General features: G+C 57.4%; 14 protein-coding genes and 2 pseudogenes. 7 read left to right on the forward strand and 9 right to left on the reverse strand.

Annotated features, from left to right (window positions below; all coding sequences use genetic code 11):
- Positions 1-373 precede the first annotated feature (373 nt).
- The 5 genes and pseudogenes from ALC15_RS06605 to ALC15_RS47835 all read left to right on the forward strand — a co-directional run.
- Complete coding sequence (locus ALC15_RS06605; protein ID WP_050404891.1) at positions 374-688, forward strand: co-chaperone GroES; 315 nt, start codon at positions 374-376, stop codon at positions 686-688.
- Positions 689-769: 81 nt separating this feature from the next.
- A pseudogene (gene groL / locus ALC15_RS06610) lies at positions 770-2,408 on the forward strand (chaperonin GroEL).
- Between the two features lie 1,992 nt (positions 2,409-4,400).
- Complete coding sequence (locus tag ALC15_RS47825; protein WP_128089448.1) at positions 4,401-4,796, forward strand: acyl-CoA dehydrogenase family protein; 396 nt, start codon at positions 4,401-4,403, stop codon at positions 4,794-4,796.
- Entirely contained in the window at positions 4,699-5,313 is a 615-nt protein-coding gene (locus ALC15_RS47830; RefSeq protein ID WP_128089449.1) for an acyl-CoA dehydrogenase family protein, read from the forward strand. The genes ALC15_RS47825 and ALC15_RS47830 overlap by 98 nt, the downstream gene beginning before the upstream one ends.
- Positions 5,195-5,779: pseudogene (locus tag ALC15_RS47835) on the forward strand (acyl-CoA dehydrogenase family protein); the annotation flags it as partial. The gene ALC15_RS47830 and the pseudogene ALC15_RS47835, both read left to right, overlap by 119 nt.
- A gap of 462 nt (positions 5,780-6,241) precedes the next feature.
- Here ALC15_RS47835 and ALC15_RS06615 read toward each other — a convergent pair.
- The 9 genes from ALC15_RS06615 to ALC15_RS47840 form a co-directional block, all read right to left on the reverse strand.
- Complete coding sequence (locus ALC15_RS06615; RefSeq protein ID WP_244485956.1) at positions 6,242-6,922, reverse strand: hypothetical protein; 681 nt, start codon at positions 6,920-6,922, stop codon at positions 6,242-6,244.
- 26 nt (positions 6,923-6,948) lie between these two features.
- On the reverse strand, positions 6,949-8,124 hold the full coding sequence (gene alr / locus ALC15_RS06620) for an alanine racemase (protein ID WP_050626569.1): 1,176 nt from the start codon (positions 8,122-8,124) through the stop codon (positions 6,949-6,951).
- Between the two features lie 10 nt (positions 8,125-8,134).
- Entirely contained in the window at positions 8,135-9,223 is a 1,089-nt protein-coding gene (locus tag ALC15_RS06625; protein WP_050404894.1) for an NAD(P)/FAD-dependent oxidoreductase, read from the reverse strand.
- Positions 9,220-9,561, reverse strand: a complete 342-nt coding sequence (locus tag ALC15_RS41545) for a cupin domain-containing protein (protein ID WP_083992298.1) — start codon at positions 9,559-9,561, stop codon at positions 9,220-9,222. Before ALC15_RS41545 ends, ALC15_RS06625 begins: the two co-directional genes overlap by 4 nt.
- 52 nt (positions 9,562-9,613) lie before the next feature.
- Positions 9,614-10,924 (reverse strand): lysine N(6)-hydroxylase/L-ornithine N(5)-oxygenase family protein, encoded by a 1,311-nt coding sequence (locus ALC15_RS06635; RefSeq protein ID WP_050626615.1) that lies wholly within the window; start codon positions 10,922-10,924, stop codon positions 9,614-9,616.
- Positions 10,925-10,948: 24 nt separating this feature from the next.
- Positions 10,949-12,166, reverse strand: a complete 1,218-nt coding sequence (locus ALC15_RS06640; protein WP_063781794.1) for an MFS transporter — start codon at positions 12,164-12,166, stop codon at positions 10,949-10,951.
- A complete protein-coding gene (locus ALC15_RS41550; protein WP_083992272.1) occupies positions 12,163-13,890 on the reverse strand; it encodes a class I tRNA ligase family protein in 1,728 nt (575 codons plus the stop codon). Before ALC15_RS41550 ends, ALC15_RS06640 begins: the two co-directional genes overlap by 4 nt.
- A gap of 1,159 nt (positions 13,891-15,049) precedes the next feature.
- A complete protein-coding gene (locus ALC15_RS06650; protein WP_050626571.1) occupies positions 15,050-15,796 on the reverse strand; it encodes a YopT-type cysteine protease domain-containing protein in 747 nt (248 codons plus the stop codon).
- A 503-nt stretch (positions 15,797-16,299) separates the two neighbouring features.
- The gene (locus tag ALC15_RS47840) at positions 16,300-16,635 is read right to left on the reverse strand and encodes a DUF7694 domain-containing protein (RefSeq protein WP_430649144.1); all 336 of its coding nucleotides are present in this window, start codon (positions 16,633-16,635) and stop codon (positions 16,300-16,302) included.
- Positions 16,636-20,064: 3,429 nt separating this feature from the next.
- Here ALC15_RS47840 and ALC15_RS06660 point away from each other — a divergent pair.
- A complete protein-coding gene (locus ALC15_RS06660; protein WP_050626572.1) occupies positions 20,065-21,534 on the forward strand; it encodes an acetyl-CoA carboxylase biotin carboxylase subunit in 1,470 nt (489 codons plus the stop codon).
- A 1-nt stretch (position 21,535) separates the two neighbouring features.
- On the forward strand, positions 21,536-22,039 hold the full coding sequence (locus tag ALC15_RS43135; RefSeq protein ID WP_095732582.1) for an acyl-CoA carboxylase biotin carboxyl carrier protein subunit: 504 nt from the start codon (positions 21,536-21,538) through the stop codon (positions 22,037-22,039).

Consider the following 22,039-nt stretch of genomic DNA (forward strand, 5'->3'; position numbering starts at 1 on the left):
GTCCATTGGTCGCTCCCGACGAATCGGTTCGGTTCCGGAAGGCTACGCCAATTCGGGCCGTCGACCGCGAGTCACGCTGCGTTCCGCTACCCTTCACTTCGCGGGACCCGCGGCGCGCATCCAGAGACTGCAAGATAAGGGTATAGAGGGAATGTGGTTGTGTTGACGAAATGCAATGTCATTTTCGCAACAGCTTGGCTGTCTTTAGACATGATGACGTCTGCTTCCGACCTAGGACACGCGCAGTCCAGGCGCGCGATTCAGCCGAACTGCAGGCAAGGGGCGCTCCTCATCGTTGGCCTGGCTCTTGCTATCACCGATACTGTTGCAATGTGGCGAAACGCCAACTCGTTCAAATGCTCAGGAGGTCCGCATGAATTTCCGTCCGCTTCACGACCGCGTCGTGGTCAGGCGCATCGACGCTGAAGAGAAGACCGCTGGCGGTATTATCATTCCCGACACAGCCAAGGAGAAGCCCTCGCAAGGCGAAGTCATCGCCGTCGGCCCGGGCGGCCGCGACGAGACCGGCAAGCTAATTCCGATCGACGTCCAGGTCGGCGATCGCGTCCTGTTCGGCAAGTGGTCGGGCACCGAGGTCAAGCTCGACAGTCAGGAGCTGTTGATCATGAAGGAAAGCGACATCATGGGCGTTCTCACCGACGTGTTTTCCAAGAAGAAGGCCGCCTGACCCGGCTACTCGCACACCTCACCCCGACGGGCGTCTGCTCGGCGCACCGAAGGATGAGAGAATAAACCGAAGGAATTGTTTATGTCAGCCAAAGAAGTCAAATTCGGAGTAGACGCGCGCGACCGCATGCTGCGTGGTGTCGACATCCTCGCTAACGCGGTGCAGGTCACACTCGGTCCGAAGGGCCGCAACGTGGTGCTTGACAAGTCGTTCGGCGCTCCCCGCATCACCAAGGACGGCGTCGCCGTCGCCAAGGAGGTCGAGCTCGAGGAAAAGTTCGAGAACATGGGCGCCCAGATGGTGCGCGAAGTCGCCTCCAAGGCTGCCGACGCGGCCGGCGACGGCACCACCACGCGACCGTGCTTGCGGCCGCAATCGTGCGCGAAGGCGCCAAGTCGGTCGCCGCCGGCATGAACCCGATGGATCTGAAGCGCGGTATCGACCTCGCGGTCGAAGCCGTCGTGGCCGACCTCCAGAAGAACTCGAAGAAGGTCACCTCGAACGAGGAAATCGCCCAGGTCGGCACCATTTCGGGCAATGGCGATGCCGAGATCGGCAAGTTCCTCGCCGACGCCATGAAGAAGGTCGGCAACGAGGGCGTGATCACGGTCGAGGAAGCAAGTCGCTCGAGACCGAGCTCGATGTCGTCGAGGGCATGCAGTTCGATCGCGGCTACATCTCGCCCTACTTCGTCACCAACGCCGACAAGATGCGCGTTGAGATGGACGACGCCTACATCCTGATCAACGAGAAGAAGCTCTCCTCGCTGAACGAGCTGCTGCCGCTGCTCGAGGCCGTGGTGCAGACCGGCAAGCCGCTGGTCATCGTCGCTGAAGACGTCGAAGGCGAAGCGCTGGCCACCCTCGTCGTCAACCGCCTGCGTGGCGGCCTGAAGGTCGCGGCCGTCAAGGCTCCGGGCTTCGGCGACCGCCGCAAGGCCATGCTGCAGGACATCGCGGTCCTGACCGGCGGCCAGGCCATCTCGGAAGACCTCGGCATCAAGCTCGAGAACGTCACGCTGCAGATGCTCGGCCGCGCCAAGAAGGTGATGATCGACAAGGAGAACACCACGATCGTCAACGGCGCCGGCAAGAAGGCCGACATCGACGCCCGCGTTGGCCAGATCAAGGCGCAGATCGAGGAGACCACCTCGGACTACGACCGTGAGAAGCTGCAGGAGCGTCTCGCCAAGCTCGCAGGCGGCGTCGCGGTGATCCGCGTCGGCGGCGCGACCGAGGTCGAGGTGAAGGAGCGCAAGGATCGCGTTGATGACGCGATGCACGCGACCCGTGCGGCTGTTGAGGAAGGTATCCTGCCGGGCGGCGGCGTCGCCCTGCTCCGTGCCTCGGAGCAGCTCAAGGGCCTGCGCACCAAGAACGACGACCAGAAGACCGGCGTCGAGATCGTGCGCAAGGCGCTGTCCTGGCCGGCCCGCCAGATCGCGATCAACGCTGGCGAAGACGGCTCGATCGTGGTCGGCAAAGTCCTCGAGAACGAGCAATATTCTTTCGGATTCGATGCCCAGACAGGCGAGTACAGCAATCTCGTCTCCAAGGGCATCATCGACCCGACCAAAGTCGTGCGCATCGCGGTCCAGAACGCGTCCTCCGTGGCAGCTCTGCTGATCACCACCGAAGCGATGGTCGCCGAACTGCCGAAGAAGGTCGCGGCGGGTCCCGCAATCCCTCCCGGCGCCGGCATGGGCGGTATGGATTTCTGACGCCGTCCATCAGAGGGTCGACACATGCGGAGCCCTGGCAGGAATGCCAGGGTTTTCAGCTTCGGGCGAACCATCTAGATACCATTTCAGCCGGGTCGGCAGGTGGCGTCGAAAGCCCCATCGGTCATCCATGTCAGGAGCGGTTGGCCCGACCAAGCCGTCTGGTCAGACGCTCTGCACCTCGGCAGGGCAAAGAAAGGAGCCCAACTTGTGACGGAAGCCTGGCCTGCGCGCCATTCCGCCTGACGAAGCTGCCACTGTTCATTCGAGACCTCATCTGAGCAGACGCAGATCCGGTGCCAAGCTCCGGCTTTCACATTCCGCCTACATTTACAAATTCTGACGCGCCGTCCGAAGCGCCAGATACCGTTCCTGCTCCGGTCTGACATCTCGTCGCCATCGGGCCGTGAAGTGCGCTCAAGAGGACCGATCCTTCAATTTCGCGGCACATCTTCCTGGTATCGACGTATCGCTCCTGGAGCGACGCAACAGCAAGACGTGCAACTGATGCTGTTGAGTGTTCGATCAGGCAGATCGCGGGACTCTGACGAAGGAACAACTTGCTCAAGAGACTGCAAAGATACTCCACTGCTGCTAGCCGTTCGCTTGATCAAAGATCAAGCGGCGCGGCGAGTTGTCCGGGCTTTACAAGCAACGGCCAAAGCCCACAGAGTCAACCCAGCACTGAGCGCAGCCGCAAGACCGCCAATCCGATGCGTCAGTCTCACAAATGAAGAGACCCCAGCGGGGAATCCCCGCTGAGGCCGAGGTTCGCAAATGAAGCCTATGACCGCCTGCACCAAGATGCGGATGAACTCTCCTTTTGTAGATCAAGCCACCTTGTCAGCGAGCGTTTTCAGCGCGCGGCTGAGAGGACGCGCATGCTCCCCGAATACGCGGCCTGGCTGTAACATTTCGCCGATGGTAGCCGTGCGTCCGGATGTCTTCGCGGATTTGCTCGCTCACCGACCGTACGACACGTTTCTTCCGCCAGTTCCTGTTAAAATGGAGCGGAATGGAATCGCCCCGAGGAACGACGAGAAGGTCGTTCCGTTCGTTCACGTATATATCGTACATGGATCCTCGCTCTCGACGAACATAGGCCGATGCTTAAGCGGTTTGGTGACTTTGACGACACAGTCGCGAGAAAGCCTCATGAGCCGCTTTGCTCCTCGAGAGGGTCACGCTCGAGCCACCGCCTCCACGGCAACGCGGCGGCGAGCGTGAACTAATCAAGTCGCCGGGAGAATCCCGCACGCGGACATCGAAAGACGCCTCGGCGTCTTCCTCAAGTTCAATTTTTACGCCGGTCTTCAAATTGCTCAGCATGCTGTGGCAATAACCTGCAACGTAGTGAGCGAGAGGAAGGCCTCGGGGTCTACAAGCTGCTTGCCAATCAACCTTTTGACGTCCGCTGGAAAACGGCCCTAGCACCTCTGGGGGCCAAGGGCCGGTGCTGGGGCCGCATCTTGCCTGACTCAGGGATAAGCGACGGGCGGCTTGAAGATAAAGAGCGGGCCAAGCAGGGCATTTAGCATATGTGAATCTCGGCCACATTTTCCAACGAGAAGCGATCGTAGCAGACCTCGCACCCCCGCCTGAACTGGATGCGCGCCAATATTCTTTCCACCAAAGCGGCGGTTGACTCGCTTCTGAAAGTTGGGGCCCCCTCTGTCGCGAGGTCGGCGCAGCGTCTCGGTTCGAAATCGCTCAGACATCGATCGGGCCTGACTTCGTAAAGCTCGATGTGGGAATCACCGGTGCCAGTCGGCGGGACGGTCCGGGGCGCCGTGGGGCAGACCGTCAGTCTGATCAAGATTCTTCCGCTTAGCAGAACTCTACTGAGAGACCGGTGCCACGAGCCTGCTGCACGTCGTTCGCTCATTGGGGAAGCGAACAACGCCAGGCGCCAGATTCTAATGCGGAGTAAAGGGGTCCTCGGAACCGCCAGACGCGGATGACCGTCGAGCATTCCCTCCGAACCTACATAGCATGCTGGCAAGGCATGGACTGTTCGGGCTCACCAATACTGGCAGATCGCGGCGGATTGGCTCTTTCCTTGCAAAAAGCCATCGAGCTCATTCTGCCACCGCGTCTTTCGATGTCTCCGCTGCATCTACCCTCGTCATCCATAACTTCCTAGCCTTGCCCTGTATCGAAGCGGCACCGCATCTCCCCAACCAAGAGCAGGTCATACGGGGTGCAACACGCGGCGATCTTTGCGCTTTCGCTTTGACGGAGCCTGGAGCAGGTTCTTCCCCGAGGCACATAGAAGCTTCGGCTTTCCTGCATGAAGAGAAGGTTCGCATCTGCGGCCGTAAACTTTGGATTGGCCTCGCTGACTGGGCCCGGTGGATCGTTTTGTTTTGCGCGAGCTTACAGTCATGATGCCAAAGGTCGCCTCGTTGGTGTACTGGTTGATAGGCAGGCTCCCGGCCTTAAAGTCACGCACGAGCATCGCACCCGTGGAATTATACAGAATACTCTCGAGTTCCAGGATGTCGAGGTGCCACGTGCTTACGTGCTTTTTCGCGACCAAGACGGTTGGGGTGCAGCGGCATCCAGTATGAACCGCGGCCGAATAGGTGTGGCTGCGATGGGCCTTGGCGCCCTTGAGCGCGCGATCCAGGTCGCGGCTTCATATGCAAATCATCGTCGCCTAGGTAAGCTGCGCATGATTGAGAACAGCCATATAGAGCAGCTGTTTGGGCAGATGGTGCTTCGCCGCGAAGTCGTGAAGGCGATGCTTACGGCATCTTGTAGACGTCTCTGGGCAGGGCTCTCCCAATGTCCACCTTGCGTCGGCAACGAAGGTACTGTCGTCCGAATGGTGCGGCCTTGTCGCCGATCAATGCGTCCAACTGTTGGGTGGCCGAGGGTACGACGAGGGGACGCCCTTAGCTAAAATCTATCGTGACGCCCGTATTCTCCGCTTCTTCGAAGGTCCGACGGAGACGCTTTTATCCCATCTTGGCCGCTGTCTTCTTTACAGAGCCACGCGCGACGAAATAGCCGATCTCTTTGTCTCTCTGGGTGCGGCGTCAGTCCATGCGGACGCCATTGAGGAGCTCCGCGGCCTCGATGAGACAGACGGTGCCGTGCTAATCTATGCAGGTTGGTTCACCACATTGGGATTAGCGCAAGCTGTCATGACTGATGGCACTTTCACTGCCTCGGACTGTGCTACAGCGGCGACTGATCTGGTCAGCACCGAACTAGCTGCTGTGCGTTCTAGCGCGCCGACACGCCTAAGTGTCGAACGCCGCACTCGTGCCAGCCAGACGCGGGCCACTTTTTCTTCAGACCCGGCCTGCTCCATCCGTTCCCCTGTTCTCAGAGACGATTACCTTAAATTGGTACAATATGTCTAACGTCCAGCGACGAGGTGTAGCGAAGGCGATCTGACACGCAGGCATTGCGGATGCGCCGAGTCTCACCTCGACCATGACCTGACCTTGTCAGTTACAACAAGCCGCTGACCGCGCAAAGCTGCCGGTTCATGATGGCGCATCGCGTCAGCCTTAAGATGCTCCATCACCGCCCCGCCGGACGAAGGATCCACGATCGCCCGGCGGGGGACTTTCCGTTGAAAACGATCGGGTGGCTCCTGCAGCATTTTCGCTCTGGACCGTCTCAGCGTCCGCATTTGAGGCGACGTTGAACGGCATACGCTTCCTAGACTAGGCTCGTGCCCGCGCAACAATCCCTACTTCACTGAATCGATGCTCAAAATCGACTTGCATTTCTTCTTTTCTGTTGATGCCTACGACGAAGCAAGCGTCGCTCCTCTGCTGCCCCTTCTGCATGTCGCGTAAGACGAACGCGAATAACCTTCACACCCGCTGGTTACTGAAATGAAGGAAGTTACAGATGTCAAAGTACATTGCCTCATTCAAGCGGAATCCAAATGCTGATATTCGGCTCGTCAGAACACATGGATCGAAAGCAAACGCCTGGAAGCCGTTCGAGCAATCTAATCGGACGCAGTCATCTGTCCGCTCCACGGCCTGAACGTTTATCCCGCAACGATCATAATATTCTAGTCGCGCCGCGGTCGCTGTCTCGCTGGTTGAAAAGAGCGACAACGCGAGATCAAAGGGCGTCTGGCACATTACCGTGAGAAATTCCATTGGATGATCCATGGTGCCAAGAAAATTGAACGGCAGAATGCACAGCACTCTTCCGTCATATCGCCGCATGATCTCACCGACCAGACGCCTTCTTTTAAAGAATTTGTTGGCCTCGCAGCGGACAACAGCCCCCTTGTCCTCCTTCAATCTGCGTGCACGAGGTGGATTGATGTCGATACCAAGGTAATCACAGTCATCGTTCTTGACACCGATAAGGCGGTAGCAACTGCAACCGACCTCAATAATTAGCCGGTATGTGGTCGAACGCAGGAGCTCATGACAGAAGGCTCTCTCACATTCATGGAACTGACGCACCCGAGCGGTGAAGTAGCCCGGACGCATGAGACGCATACCTTCGCCGTCCAGATAGATCGCTCGATTCACTTGACGAGATCCGAACGCAGAGGAGTTCACTGGCGCCTCATCTCATCCCGCTTGGCCGAAACATAAAGTCTGCGACATCGGAGTCCGATCGCCGTGGTCAATTCATCGCTCAGCATGTTCGCGGCCAACGCCACATCTGCGACGGTCTGCTCGGGGCAGATCAGGTCGACCATTGTACCCGGCGCAGTCGAACTCTCGGGCAGATCCGTCACATCGATGCTCATGAGATCCATCGAAACGAAGCCAACGATTGGCGCGCGAGCACCATATATGAAGACATGACCTCGATTGCCGAGGCTACGCGGGAACCCATCTGCATAACCAATAGAGGCGGTCGCGACACGCATCCGTCTCTTCACCGGGTATGACCTGTGGTATCCGATCGCTTCTCCGACCTTTACGCTGCGACATTGAATGATTCGCGTTCGCAGGCGGACGACTTGCGATGGCCTGAAGTCGGGATCACCGGATATGGCAAGGCCGAGAATCCCTCCCCCCGACCGTATGAGGTCGAAATGAAATTCACATCCGGAAAATAGTCCCGCGGAGTTCGACAGCGAAAGGATGGCTTTGGGAAACAGATAGGTAAGTTTACGGAACTGATCCAATTGTTGCCGACTGATTTCGTCGCGCCACTCCGCGCAGGCGAGTTGGCTCATGAACAGAACGACAGGCAGATCCGACAGCACCCTTTCGCTCTCAGCGGCTCTTTGCAGTTCGTCGATGGGAAACCCCAGTCGAGACAAACCCGTGTCGACATGGACACCTGCGGGTAACAGCCGGTTGCGAAGGCGGCAATGCCGAAGCCAAGCATCCAGCTGTTCCCTGCTGTTCAGGATCGGCAGCAAATCATGGCGCTCAATAGCCGCCTCCAAACCGGGCATAGCTCCGTGAAGCACGTAGATCTTCGCAGATAGTGGCAGCACCTTGCGTAAGGCCGCGCCTTCTTCCACATCGGCCACGAAGAAATGCCCGCAGCCAAGCCGCGCAAGAAACGGCGCTATGCGCAGCGCGCCAAGGCCGTAGGCGTCTGCCTTGAGAACTGCGCCGCAAGCGCTTTGGGGCGCCAGCATCCGAAACTTCCGGTAGTTAGATTCTATCGCGCCGAGATCAACAACCATGGTCGATCTCGATGTGTTGGCATAGCCGGCATCTGACGGATTATCAGAGAGATTGGAATTGAGACCAATCACATCCGGCATAAGCCGACCCTCATGTCGCCGTAATGGCGTGTCGATCCGCAGCATATAAGGATCGTACTGCCTCTTCCGCACATGCTGGTCCAAAGCGAAACCCATTACCCGAGCCACCGCCAATCACATGCAAACCTGCGATATCTTTCGCAGGACGGGAAAACGGGACACCATCCGCCGAATAGCAGTCGCAGAACACACGTGCTGACTCCACCGCCGGCACCTTGGAGGAACACCACTTGGCCAGAATTGCGTTGGCACGCGCGAGATCATCCGAACTGAGCCGCAGCTCGTCGGAAACCGGCTTCACATCCCATTCCTGCGAGGTAAAGCTGAACAGCCAGTATCCTTGCTCGATCATGGGAATGAGGAACGCGTAGTCATCGAAGAGCCCAATCATTGGACAGTTCGGCGTGGGCCGTACGGCCAAATGGAGCGCGACGACCTTCTTGACTCGCAACCCCGGTTCGTCTGTTAGGTGCTGACGCAACGGCGACTCCGGTAACCATGGCCCGATTGCGAGAATCACCCGCTTCGCCGAGAGTTCGCTGTTATCAGAGGTCTGGAGAAGAATATTGCGTGGCCCCTTCCGTATTTTTGTAATCGATGTACTCTCTCTTATCGACACTCCCTTGATCTTGAGCCTTTGAGTCAGATCCTGAACGATGGAATCGACTTGACAGTACGAACCACGATCCAACACGACGGACACATCGTCGGGAACCACGAACTGCTCCAGCGATAATAGCCTCTCGACCAGAGCGAAGGATGTTGATAGGCTCAGCTGGCCCGCGCTGCCCTGTTTCGCCAGTTCGCCGGGATTGCGCGTCAACCAAAACACATCACAGTCTCGCCCCTTGGGCCATTGTCCGTCGGGATAGATCCCGCGCCAGAATTTCGAACCACAGTCGATGAGGCTTCTTTCCTTCTGGTTACGACAGATGTTGATCTGGATCCCAGGCGCAAACCCGCTCGTACCAGATCCAACGATATCTCGTTCGGCGATGACTATTCTTTTTTCCGGGCCATCGCTCGCTGCGATGAAGGCAGAACTGAGGCCCATAATGCCAGCCCCGATGACTGCGAGGTCATAGATCTTGTCAGTCATTGAGTTTGTTTCCAGGAGATGGACAAGGCGCTCAGCACTTCGCTGCCACTATTCCGCAAATGATGGGTTTGATTTGGTCGCAGAAACACCAGATCGCCGGCCTTCACGGCCAACTCACCATCGTCGGTCACGACCTGACCGCGCCCGCTCGTGATCCGCCAGATCTCGGTGGATGGATGAGAATGAGGCGTCGACACCGCGAGTGGATCGAGGCGGAATTCGATGAATTCAACCGGAACGGTGATCTCCGGATCATTTATCCCTTCGACGTCCTGTACCAGTACGCCGGGGCTGTAGACCGTTACGTCCCCTAACGTCATCAGCTGAGCATTCTTCACGGGGTATCTCCAATCATGCAACTCGATCAGACATGCAGCCCATTGCCGATCCTCAGCGGGCGCTCTCAGGCACCGCACCATGCCACTTGAGAGCTCCTGTTGCAGGCCCGCAATCGTAAGCTACCCGACCAATGATCGAATTGAGCACCGTTGCGGCGCGCCAAGGAACCAAACTCAGATTTGTGTCGGCGATGCCATGTTGAAATCGTGCACCATTCTGGACGTATAAGCGGCAGCTTTCGGGGCCATCAAACCGGGCCCGGAACTCCTTGCCGACCACGATCTCCCGAGAGCCGCCAGGCGCACTCACAATCGAAAGCCGGTTTGCGACCGGCTCCAGAAAGGAAGGGATTTCGGTCCGATAGCCCGTGGCCAGCACGATAATGTCGGCGACATGTTCTGTGCGAACGCCGGTGGCCTGCTGGCGCACCCCCAGGCGAAATGGAGATATGGCACGGAGCTCTTCGGCCATGGTGTCGACGCGTATTTCCACCTGAGCGGGATACGAACCTCGACGAACTTCGCGGTCGTAAAGTGCGTTGTAGATCGCGCGCAGTGTCGATGGGTTGACGCCATCGCTCGCCAAAGCCTGCCGTTCAAGGGTTTGCTCTCTGACGGCTTCGCTTTGTTCAAGGAACCATCCGTCATACTGTGGAAAGAACCACTCATTGACGAAGGGACTATCTTCGAGAGCAAATATGCTTGCGCGGCGCGTGACCCAGGCCAAGGCTCCCAGCGCACCGCATGCTCCGGTTAGCAGATGAAGAAATAGTTCTGCTCCGCTTTGGCCACCACCTACCACAACAACACGCTTGCTGGAGAACTCACGGCGCCGCAGGAGGAAGGTACTCGCGTGAAACAGCTGATTCTCCGGTGCATTTCTGCTCCAGTCGGGAACAAAGGGCACCCGGCCTACGCCGACCACTGTCGTACGGGTCTGATAATTGCGGCGATTGGTAGCGATACTGAACGCCTCGCCGCGTAGTTCGACTGCAATGACCTCTTCGCCGAATTGAACGTTCGCAAGCTTTTCGCCCGCCCATTTCAAATAATCTTCAAATTCGCTCCGGCCAACCGAAGCGATACCTCGAACCATGGCTTGATAAAGCCGTTTTTTCTCGTGCAGGTAGGCGAGAAAACTATATGCACTTGTCGGATCTGCCGGTGTTACCAGGTCCTTTAAGGGGCTGGTTTGCATGAAAGCCCCATCTAGAAGCAAACCCGGATGCCAACTTAGCGTCTCCGATCGTTCTAGGATATGTACGGAAATTTCCGGAATCGGGGCCGCGAGCGCTGCCAGGCTCAGATTCGCCGGGCCTGCGCCGATTGCCGTTACCTGATGACCGCTGCCCTTCTTTGACATCACGCTATCCGTAAGATCAGCCACTTAACATTCCCGGCGGGTCGAAAACGCTTGAATTGCTAGAACGATTCCATTGCCACCGATAAGCGTCATCATGCTCTTCAGCAGGTCATCGAAGCTGTGGGCGCTCACGATCTGCCCGGCGATATATGGAAATCCGAATAGGCCAACGAAGTAGGAAAGCGTGAAAACCTGAGAAGCAACCGCCAATGATGTCCCGTCTGTACCTGCAATGAGGACAACCATACCATTCAGAGTCGAATAGCTAAGTCCGTATCCAAGGGCGAACATCGCTGTACCGAGGATGTAGATCTCCGCACTCCCTGCATTCATCAAAAGCAAGAATAGTCCCGCCATGGTGCACAAGATGAGAAACGCAGCGATCCACTCAAGCCGGACTTTTCCGATGACCGGCGCCACCGCGAAGCGCATGAAAACGGCTGTCAACGTGAAGACGAGAAAGAATGTATCGGCGGATTGCCCCCGCGATGAAGCGTAAAGCGTCTGGAACGTGGACAGACCGGAAAACACGCATGCGCCGATTCCGATCATGACGATCGGATAACGCGTATTCGACTTGAAGGCCTCCCGCACGCCCTCAAACGTGAGTCGAACAGCCGCCATTTTGATCTGAGGAGCCTGCGCCAGTGCCCTGCTAGCAAACTCCAGCAGCATGGCGCCAACGAGACATGCAGCCGCGAATAGAGCGTACGCTGCGATATAGGTTCCGAAAATCTCCACGACCGTGCGCCCCAGGGGAACAGCAAGTCCGATCCCCAGCATCTGGGATCCGGAAAGCAAGGTGAGATATTTGACACGAGCCGCAGGGCGCACGCGTTCTAGGATTTGAAGCGGCGCCAGCATATAGAAGATTGACCATCCAATGCCGAGCGAGAGCCCGCCGAAATAAGCGAGGAACAGAGAAATTGGAGCCGCTGCAAAGCAGATCATTGCAATTGCCATCACCACGGCGGCAAGGATGATCGTTCGCATCAACCCGCATGAATCGGCGATCCGGCCAGCCACAAACGAACATAGTATTGTCGCGACCGTACCGGTCGAAATAATTGTTCCTGCTATGGATGCGCTCTGTGGAGCCGAGCGGAGAGCATCCACGAAAAAAAAGCTCGCCCCATAGGACGCGGCCACATTGATGCTACCAAGCATGAATGGAATCGAGACATCGAGCGGCACCTCATCGGGCAAATTCTCGGCGGTGACAATGTTCGCTGCGGCTCTCATGGTGCAACTATTCCCGGGAGGCATCCATCAATGTCTGCGGCCGTCAAGCTGCGCCCATCGATTCTTGGTACCCTTCCGCTTCGTACGGATGAGGGTCGCGCAGCGCAGGCTGCGATGGGATGTCCTTCATGGCCGAGCCAGTGCCACAGAGCTTCCGTTATCCTCGGCATCAGCGGCCAGCCCAGTATGCTGAAGCCCATCAGCCATGTGTAAGCGATCTGATAGTGCGGATTGGAATCAAGACAATCGAGCCATTCGGTTACCGATCTGGACACGTGCGACACGCGCAGACGATCTAGCGAGAGGGCTGAGCACTGTTGGTTGTACAGCCGGTTCAGCGTGAGCATCATCGCATCATCTACGTGACACGCGGCAGAAGACGGCATCGCGTTGATGATGTCCGTACAACGATTGAAGACCACAGCGCTCTTGTCGAGAATCGCATTGTAGCGATCAATCAATTGCTTCGGGTTCAGATCCGTCTCCGCTTCTTCGGGGCAGATTTCCGACAGACACACTCTGAGAATATCGATAGATATATCCGGCACCTGAGCGATTTCACCCGCCCATATCACGTGGCCGCGACTGGTAGAGAACTTCGATCCGTTCAACAAAAGAAAATGATTGAAGAAAATTCGGTCAAATTGACGAAAGGACTCCTGACCCAATGCACATCCGGTAACTCCCACGAGCATCGGGATTGTATTGTCGATACCGGTCGCGCCGATCAGGAAAGTATCGGAATTGCGCGCAAAGGCACTTGGCGTGCCGGATGCCTCCGCATCTTTATGCCCACAATAGAGGGAATGAGCGTAGAGCAACGAGGAGTAGCTAAACAGGATCTGACGTGTGTTGAACTGCTGCGAATTCCAAGCCATTCCATGCAGGCCAGGAACGGTCAACCGCATTCGCTGCCCTTTACGTGCGATATATCGCCTCCCTATCTCCACAAAGCCAGGTTCGATAGCCGCATCGTCCCACGCCCGGACGAGTTGGTCGTTTCGTGTAATTGTGAGAAAGGCAGAGATGTTATCTGTCCATTCTACGATCCGTCCTCGCCTCGACACCGGATTTCGTGCTTCGTCTGGCTCGAAATGATCTCCACACTGTTCGCAGAAGAAGCTCCCTGCGGATGCTCCGCATACGGGGCAGGTTCCGCCAAACCAGCCTCCAATGCAAAAACGCTCTTCCGTTGGCGTCAGAGCAGAGCCGGCATCGTCGACGGGTAGCCGCGCTGCGCGAAACTCCAGCGATCCTGCTGCAGATAGCGCCTCCATGAGCGCGTTGCTGACATTGGAGAACCGCTGAAGATTTTTGCCATGGGCTGGATCATCGAAATGATCGAAAACGATCCCTAGTGAGGCGAGATCACGAGCAATCTCGACATGGAAGCCATGAGCCAAGTCCGACGGGTCGATGTTCTCGCGCGCTGCTCGGACTAGAACATGGTTTTCGAAACCGTCGGTCGTCAGACCGGAGCGAACATGATGCCCTGCCCTCTTCAGGTGCCTTTGTACGACGTCCATTCTGAGAAATGGCCCGGCAGCGTGGCCAAGATGTGCCCTGCCGTTAGCCGTCAAGTTGACGGGCGAGATATATACGTCAGCGGGGTTCGCATTCGCTACGCTTAGCGGCGCGATGATTGGGCTTCTTCTCATATCTGCACATGACATCCAGTAACAGATCCTGAAAACACCCGAATAGACATCCAGATAGCCCACCACGGCAACGGGAATACGCGCGCGGCTCGATAGGTTATGGATCCCATCGGGTGCGGATTTCGAGTCAGAATGTTCAAAGCGTGTCACATACTCTTTGAGTACTTGACGCTCTCCTAGCTGGACGGTTCACGTATCGGTTCACCTCAGCTCGCAACCTGGCCAACCTCTTCACCTTTGCTTAGTCAATCGAACTGATCGCTCCTGGAACGATCGAGATGTCGCCGTGAAGAAGCAAGTGACGCGCCAATTTAAAATCGTTGATTTTGCTCTTGCCGCGGCCTGCATTTAGGTCGACTACCGACATCTGGTCACGAACTCGACAGGCGGCTCGGCCGGGCCGGCAGGAGTCCGCCATAGGTTCTTTTCCCTTCACTCCCTTAAGAGCAACGGCGATCCGTGGGAGGGGTAGCCGGCCCCGGCCAGGCGACTGCGAGTTCACGATCTATGCCAGGCGACCATTCCGGCCCTTGCAAGGTTGCTGATGATCCCCGACCTGTGGACGAGCGCGCAGCGATCAAATAGGCCCGCGCGAAACGGATGCACGAGCTCTCACTGCCAAGAATCCGATGGCTTGCTGCGAAAACTGCAGCGTGCCGACCAGCCGATTGCGCCTGGGAGTAGGTAGTTCCGAGCGTCGCGGAGAACCGGCCGGCCGGCGAACATGCCGACACTCGGAGGGGCGACGAACCCATTGAAGTCAACCGCAGGAGCTTAGCCCCTGTTTTTGAAAAGTTTAGACGGGTTCAGCCCGGCGCCTCGTGGGCGCTCCAATCAACCGAGACCGTACGACAGATAACGTTATTGTGCCTTACCGAGCCGCACAATCCGGGCGCAGGGCAATTCAACCTTCGAAGAGCGAGGCAGGCGTCCTCCGTCGTGCGTGAGCTGTCGGCCTCTTCCAAGGAAGCAAGACCATTTCCAAGTAAGCAAGGCCATCTCGCTAACGTACAGCGCTTTCTCCGCAGAACTGTCCGATCTCCGCCAAGCTGCGACACCTTCGGGGCACCACCGGGACGAATTTGCGCGGTCGAGAGCAGCAAATTCGACCTTCGATGGCTTCGGTGGTGCGCCTCAAACCAATGCAGCTTCCGATCTCGATCGCCATTGTCAGGCAAAGGCTTCGCGCCAGCACATCGGACCGACCTCCGAAGCCTCGATTTGCTCACGTCATGCTTTGCGTGACCACCATAAATATATCAAGCCCGTTCACGTTACTGTAACGGTCGCCAAGGCTTTTGAACAACTCGCCCATCTGGTTTGACCGAACGGAAAATTCTCCATAATTTGGATCAAACAGGGTCGTCATTCCATTCGATGTCGAGGTCGCAATTGTATGCGCGCCACGCGGTTTAAAACGCAGGCCGATCAGATAGTCCGATGGATCGTGGGTGACTTCATTCACTATCTGGGCAATTCCGGAGGACGTTCCAAACTCATATCGAGTCTGATTGTTCGCAGGCTCTAATCCCGCCTCACGCAACATTGCGGTTTTTGCCTGAAGGTTGGTAGAATCGCCCGGCCTGTCAATTCGCAACAACGCCTTGAGCTCTTCATACCGTTGCTGCCGCACTGCCGCCGAGGCATGGCTTTGAGCGCCCGGTATCAGCGCGCTCATTCGGGACGAAGGGCTGCTGGCGAGATTGAGGAGCCACTCCGCCGCCAAGCCGACGCAGATGCCATCGACATTGGCGCCAGGCAATTCGGCAGTTCTGTATTGGAATAAAGTCTGGCTCGGCTCCGGTCTGCTGCAGCAGAGCCCCATTTTATCCGACAGCGCTTCGGGAGGCTGGCTCTCTTCCTGCGCGGGATCCGTAAGCGCTTGCTCGAAGTTGCTGTTGTCCGCCGACTGAACCCAGTTCGTCATCTTGATCGGCGCGCGCGTGGCTTGGCCACTTATCGGATTGAACATGGCGTTCGCGTGCCTCTAGCGCATGCTTGCCTGGACGGAGTGGGGCTGGCGAGCCCTACCTGCGAATCATATCGCGACAAGCTGACGACGAGCTGACGAGCAAGAACGGGTTGGAGAAGCGGCCGCAGGGCGTCTCTTGGATGGCCACCTTTTCTGCTCAGCCAGTCCCGGCCGGAATGCCGGCGCCCTGGTCGACGACTCCAAGGATACGGAGTGGTCGGACACAATCGCCGGAGGATGCAATTTTATCCCGAGCTCGAGTTTGGCGCGGCTCTCCAGACAGATTTGACGCGGCGATGGTTCGATTCTGACGCTGTGTTCCGTCAATTCGCCAGCACCGGGCTCGCCGAGCCCGTGCGTCATCATCACCTCGTGCTTCGCTGGGCTGGCAAGCCCGCCACGTTAGGCAAACGGAAGAGCCGACACTTTCCGTTGCGGTGCGGGCTGACAATAGTGCCGAACCACTACTTTTCATCTGCCACGCGGACAATCCTTAGCCTACCTCATAATGCGGTCGCACTCATGCACGCAAACCACATTGCCGCCTCTGATGGGCCGAGCCCAACCACGCCTACAAAGCCCGGTGGCGGCATTGGGATGTCCCGATGAGTTGGCCTCCACAGATGCAGGCAGTACCGACTGTTATTTACATATTGCGAATGTGGGGGATGCAGTTGCATCACGCATTCCTCTTCATCCCAGAACAGGTCTTTGACGAAGCACATCTCTTCCCAATTCGGACAACGTCGCGGCGTTGAGACAGCGACATGCTCCCAGCCAGGACGGATTAATCCACTGATCCTCAGTTCACAGCCGCAAGGCCCCTGTACAACGAACATGCCACAAGGACCTGATCCTGGATGGCTGGCAAATTGGCCGTATTGTACGCGACCGGCCTCCAGCTTCTCAATTATTTTCGCCCGCACGTTTCCTCCTTTGCCTCGTGGACCGCCTTGAAGTCAATGTAGATGACATTGTTGCTTTTCAACTCGCGACTTAGCGCGTGTTCCGTCCTATTTGGGACGGCGCTCCAATACCATTCTTCGGCGAACCACCTGCTGAGAAAGCCGCAGATGTCCATCACTTGTTCTCCTCTTTTTTTGGCCGCTGGCGCCCTGCCCAGGACGCTTGCGAATTCTTGCGAGGTCTTGATTGCCCGAATGCAAACCGTGCAAGATCCGCTCGATGATGACCCGGCGCATAGGTTGCGAATTTCCTATCTGGGAGGCTCCGCGGGCATGAGGACCCGACATCTCGATCACAGCACGAGGCCCATGCGGAGCGCCTTGCTCATTGACTGCAGGTACACCGCCGAACAACGCACGCTTCAGCACATGATGTGGCCTCGAGCTTTCACGGTTGAAGCACAATGTTTCGTTGTGTGCGCCGCGTTGAGGTCTCGCGGAGATGTGCTTGATCCTACGGAGGCGTCGAGAGCCACCACCTCATCGCCGCCGGATCGATCGCCATTCTTGGCATGCGCTCCGAATTGCCTGACATCTACATTCCCTCATCGCCCGCAATACCACAGCGTAATTCGCATATTCTCGCTCAATGCTTGGCAAGGGCGATTGCTGCCTCACCAACTGTCCTGCGGTCATTCGCCGCTTTCTGCTCGCCGAGTCTGAAACAGGGCCAATGCGTCATCTATGTGGCCGTGATCGATTCGTCCGGGAGCAACATCGGAGCGGGCTAGCCTCACGTCGCGATGGCTAGGCATAACGTGTCGCTAACCGATAACATCCAAGGGTTGATGAGGTTTCGTAAGCTTATGGTCAGAGAAGCTGATTAGTCTATCTCGAGGCACTGCAATCGCGCTGCGGTTGGCGGCGCCTTTGCCACCCCTCCATGCAACTCCGAACCCCTGTTCGCTAAAAGTCGCTAGCGAGCTCTTGCCTTCTTTCGATGCCGATGGCGCCTTCCGGACGACAAGGTCGCAACTCCGACCATGTGCAGCGAGCTCGTGTCGCCAAACCAAGCGGGCGGCTTGCTTCGCATCGAGGCTGCGCCGGCACCAGTCCGATCGTGGCATGCTGATTGCTCTAGTGAGTCCAGACGTCACTCATCTGGCTATCCTTTAGTTCTGAGCGATTCACTGCCCGGCGTCCCTCAGCTTTGGTAGCACCTCGTCTAACCGCCCACTGCATGAGAAATACCATCACCTGGATACAGGTCGCACGGCAAACAAGAATCCGATAACCCGAGCCATGAAGGAAGACTTCGAGCTTATGAACGATACGATGCATCCGGAGAACACCCGCTCCCCGCGGACCAGTGCGGCACGTGGTCCATGACTCATTGGCGCACACCAAAGGTCAGGCCTTACGACGCCGATTGCCGTTGTTTGCAGGCGCAACGGCGATGGAATCTATGGCCGCTGGCCGCGCTCCTCCTGGGTGCGCTGCTCTGGGCCAGCATTTACTGGATCGTCGCAGCGGTCTTCTCATGAGCCAAAGAAGCCCGCGGAACTGACAAATCACAAGTAAAGCTACGTCGGATGGCACGCGCGCACCTCCCGACCTCGGCGATCCGATGGTAAGCCAGGAATATCCCCACCGTCAGTTGGAAGCGGACACTTCTTTCACAGGTCCGCTTTGTGCGTCGGCGCGGCTAGCAGAACATGAATTCGTAACTGAGGCAGCAACACGCCTCCAGCATACCATGCCGAACCAGCTTGGAGGTCACTCAATGTGCCTCAAAGCCGCAAAGCCTATCGTGGACCAAAACGCCAAATCCAGCGCTACTTGCTTGGATGCGCCGATTGCCGAGTGACATTTGCTCCGCGATCGGCGCTGCGGCCGTCCAGCTGAGGCACGGCTTATCGAGGCCCGGCAAAGCCCTACAGCTCTCGCTCTGACCATGTTTCATCCTCACTTCTGTGCGTCTGCCACTCTTGGGCACGCCGAGCCAGCTTATCGTACTCGATCGCAACGTTAAGAAGCCTGTCTCTGGGTTTACCATAAGCGAGTCCTTCCGCCTTTCTTCGTGTTGCTTCCGCGCGGCTTCGCCAGTGGTCGGGCTGGTAGAGTTTACTTTTCGGATTCATGCCGTGAGCATGCAATTTGGACATCAAAGAAATGCGACACCGGCGCTCCGTATAATCACCTAAGGGCTGGCGGCCACCAAAGCGCCATTTGCCACCGTAAGAGGTGTCGGTCGATTTGATTCAAGAAGGGACTTGAATCGCACGCAGCGTCAGATTGTACGATCCTGGACAAGTCGGGACCGCATCCGACAATCCAGACGCTTCCTGCGGACAATGAGAATAGCGAATGTGTCAAACATCTAAACTCATCTGGCGAGAGTCGCTCGGGATCACACGCTTCGGCAGATACGTACCTGCGCACGCGTTATCCAAGGCTACCTCGGCCGGTACCGGAAGAGATCGAGCCCTTCGATATTTCTACAGAAGGCGCTCTCATCCCGATGGCCGTCTCCGGATTAATGTGGAGCGCAGGCCGACTACACTAAAGATGACCTGGAGGCGTCTCATCTGGATTCGCTACGCAGGATCAATTGCGTCATTAACTATGGTTTGAGCGCACCTGGCTTTTGCTCATCTCATGCCTCGATAAGGCCGGCACCAGGCCGCAGGACGTGTTCGATCCCGTATCGCGCCGACCGTGGCAGCAACTATTGGCCGTGAGGTGGGCTGTGCTCAAGCACCTCAACGTGCCACGCCGAGTACTTCAAGACATCCAGGCATACCAGAGTCGGCGACACGGAACTCGCAGGCATTGCACCTGGCGCTACACGTCTATTGGCCGACGGACAGACCATCTTGCGCTTCGCTCAAAACATCGCAGATCTACCAACCTTAAGGAATGACATGACTCAAGACCAAGGGGCCGGTTTGGCTTCGCTCCTCAAATCCTGCCGCGCCATCGCTCTAGCTGCCGCAGTGATTGCTGTAATCCCGTGGCAGGTCAACGCGCGAGATCAAGCTCCGACTCCCGAGGAGAGACAGGCGTGTATGGAGGACGTGTTCCGCCTTTGCAGCAATCACATACCGAGCCACGTCGCTATCCTTGCTTGCCTCAGATCCAAGTACGCCAGCCTCAGCCAGCAATGCCGTTACGTGATCTCCTCGCGAGATACGGGCAAGAACGGCGGCATCTCGAAGTAGAGGGTCGGGTGGCCTGTTCGCCCGCCTCACGTTCCGAGATAGCCCACCTAGCACGCAGGACGTTCACACGACGTCGGCTGGAGGCAACAAGCACGGTCACTCACGACGGTTTGGTCCCCTTCATGCTTATTTGGATAGGCAAATGTCACAATTGCCCTTCGATACCGTACTGATCGCCAACAGGGGCGAGATAGCCGCCCGCATCGTCAAAACGTTACGTAAACTTGGCCTCCGTTCTGCAGTTGCCTATCACGAAATAGACGCGAGAACACCCGCCGTCTCCATGGCCGACCTGGCCATTCAGATCAGCGGCAACACGCCGATCGCAAGTTATCTCGATACTAGGCAGATCATCGCGGCCGCCGACCAGGCGCGCGCCGGCGCGCTGCATCCCGGTTATGGGCTGCTTTCCGAAAATGCGGAGTTCGCCAGAGCCGTGACAGACACCGGCATTGCGTTCATCGGTCCTCTTCCGGATACTATCGAACTGATGGGGGACAAGATCCGCGCACGCAATTTCGTTCAGTCCAACGGTTTTCCGGTCGCCCCCTGCGTCATCGAAGAAGATGATCCGGCGACATTTGCCTCCAGAGCGCAGGCCATGGGAGCTCCTCTGCTCGTGAAGCCATCGGCTGGGGGCGGCGGTAAGGGCATGCGGATTGTACGCGACCTTAATACCTTGGAGGCAGCCATCGAGCAGGCGCGCAGTGAAGCGGGCCGTTACTTTGGAGATGCCCGACTCTACGCCGAACGACATCTCGAATACCCACGACACATCGAAGTACAGGTGCTCGGTGATTGCTTAGGAAACGTCGTGCATCTGTACGAGCGCGAGTGTTCCGTGCAGCGCCGCTTCCAAAAGATTATCGAGGAAACGCCCTCGCCTGCGCTATCCCAAGAATTGCGGGCTCGAATTTGCGATACGGCGGTTCGCATCGCTCGTGCAGCGAACTACCGGAATGCAGGAACGGTCGAATTTCTCTTGAGCGGAGACGATTTCTACTTCCTTGAAATGAATACACGACTTCAGGTCGAGCATCCGGTCACCGAGATGATTACTGGCGTCGATCTGGTGGCGGAACAGATCTATGCGGCAGCGGGCCGCGAACTTGCATTCTCCCAGTCCGATATCGTTTCGAACGGCCATGCAATCGAGCTCCGGCTGTACGCTGAGGCTCCTGAACGCGGATACGCTCCTACCACCGGAAAAGTACTTCTTCTCGAGTATCCCAATGACGTACGGATCGACAGCGGCATCATGCAAGGCCAGCACATCACGCCGGCGTTCGATCCGATGCTCGCCAAGATCATCGTGCATTCATCAAGCCGCATGGAATCTGCTCTGAAAGCCCATCGTGCAGTCCGCGAATTGGTTTTGCTGGGGTGCGAGACCAATGCGAACTTGCTCGCCCGGATCGTTTCCGACGAGGCATTTCTCGGCGGTCACTTCCACGTCGGATACCTTGAACAAAACCCGCATCTCGCAGCGGGCAATTTTTCTGCCGGAATGTCTGCGTTCCTCGCATCCGCCGCTCTCCTGACGAGGCCGGTCCGCGACTCGGCAGATGCCGTGCCAGAGCTTCATTCAGCGCTCGGCAATTGGAGAAACTGAAGTGTATCACTCGTTCGAGGTTGACGGCGTAGATCATACATTGTGGCTTTCGGCCAGCCGGCATGGCTACCGCCTTCATTTGCGAGACGAGGTGATTGCGCCCGTCGCATTCACCGAGCGCAGCGACAGCAGCGGTATCCTGACCATTGCCGGGCAGAGCGAACCCGTCAGGTTCGTGATCGACGGGGAGCTCATTCACCTCCATATCCGCGGCAGAACGCGTACTTTGCGCTACATCGATCCGCTAGGGGCCTACGCTGCTGGGAATGACGGGACTTGTCCCCTCGTAGCCCGAGCGCCAATGCCTGGGAGGGTTGTCGCGATTACAGTTTCGCCTGGTGACTCAGTCTCGGCGGGGACGGCGCTAATGATGATTGAAAGCATGAAGCTGGAAACGATCATACGATCACCCCAGGACGGCATCGTCGAGCGGATTCACGTCAAGGAGAACGAGAGCTTCGAGCACGACGCCGTACTCGTAACGCTGTCTAAAGAAGGGTTCTGA

The organism is Bradyrhizobium viridifuturi, assembly GCF_001238275.1.
GTDB classification, from domain to species: Bacteria; Pseudomonadota; Alphaproteobacteria; order Rhizobiales; family Xanthobacteraceae; genus Bradyrhizobium; species Bradyrhizobium viridifuturi.

Excerpts from the sequence above, each read along its gene's own strand:
- ALC15_RS47825 (WP_128089448.1), top strand. The coding sequence starts at position 4,401 with ATGCTGGCAAGGCATGGACTGTTCGGGCTCACCAATACTGGCAGATCG.
- ALC15_RS06640 (WP_063781794.1), bottom strand. The coding sequence starts at position 12,166 with ATGAGAGCCGCAGCGAACATTGTCACCGCCGAGAATTTGCCCGATGAG.
- ALC15_RS06660 (WP_050626572.1), top strand. The coding sequence starts at position 20,065 with ATGTCACAATTGCCCTTCGATACCGTACTGATCGCCAACAGGGGCGAG.
- ALC15_RS47830 (WP_128089449.1), top strand. The coding sequence starts at position 4,699 with ATGAAGAGAAGGTTCGCATCTGCGGCCGTAAACTTTGGATTGGCCTCG.
- ALC15_RS06605 (WP_050404891.1), top strand. The coding sequence starts at position 374 with ATGAATTTCCGTCCGCTTCACGACCGCGTCGTGGTCAGGCGCATCGAC.
- ALC15_RS06625 (WP_050404894.1), bottom strand. The coding sequence starts at position 9,223 with ATGACTGACAAGATCTATGACCTCGCAGTCATCGGGGCTGGCATTATG.
- ALC15_RS06635 (WP_050626615.1), bottom strand. The coding sequence starts at position 10,924 with ATGTCAAAGAAGGGCAGCGGTCATCAGGTAACGGCAATCGGCGCAGGC.
- alr (WP_050626569.1), bottom strand. The coding sequence starts at position 8,124 with ATGCCGGATGTGATTGGTCTCAATTCCAATCTCTCTGATAATCCGTCA.
- ALC15_RS06650 (WP_050626571.1), bottom strand. The coding sequence starts at position 15,796 with ATGTTCAATCCGATAAGTGGCCAAGCCACGCGCGCGCCGATCAAGATG.
- ALC15_RS47840 (WP_430649144.1), bottom strand. The coding sequence starts at position 16,635 with ATGTTCGTTGTACAGGGGCCTTGCGGCTGTGAACTGAGGATCAGTGGA.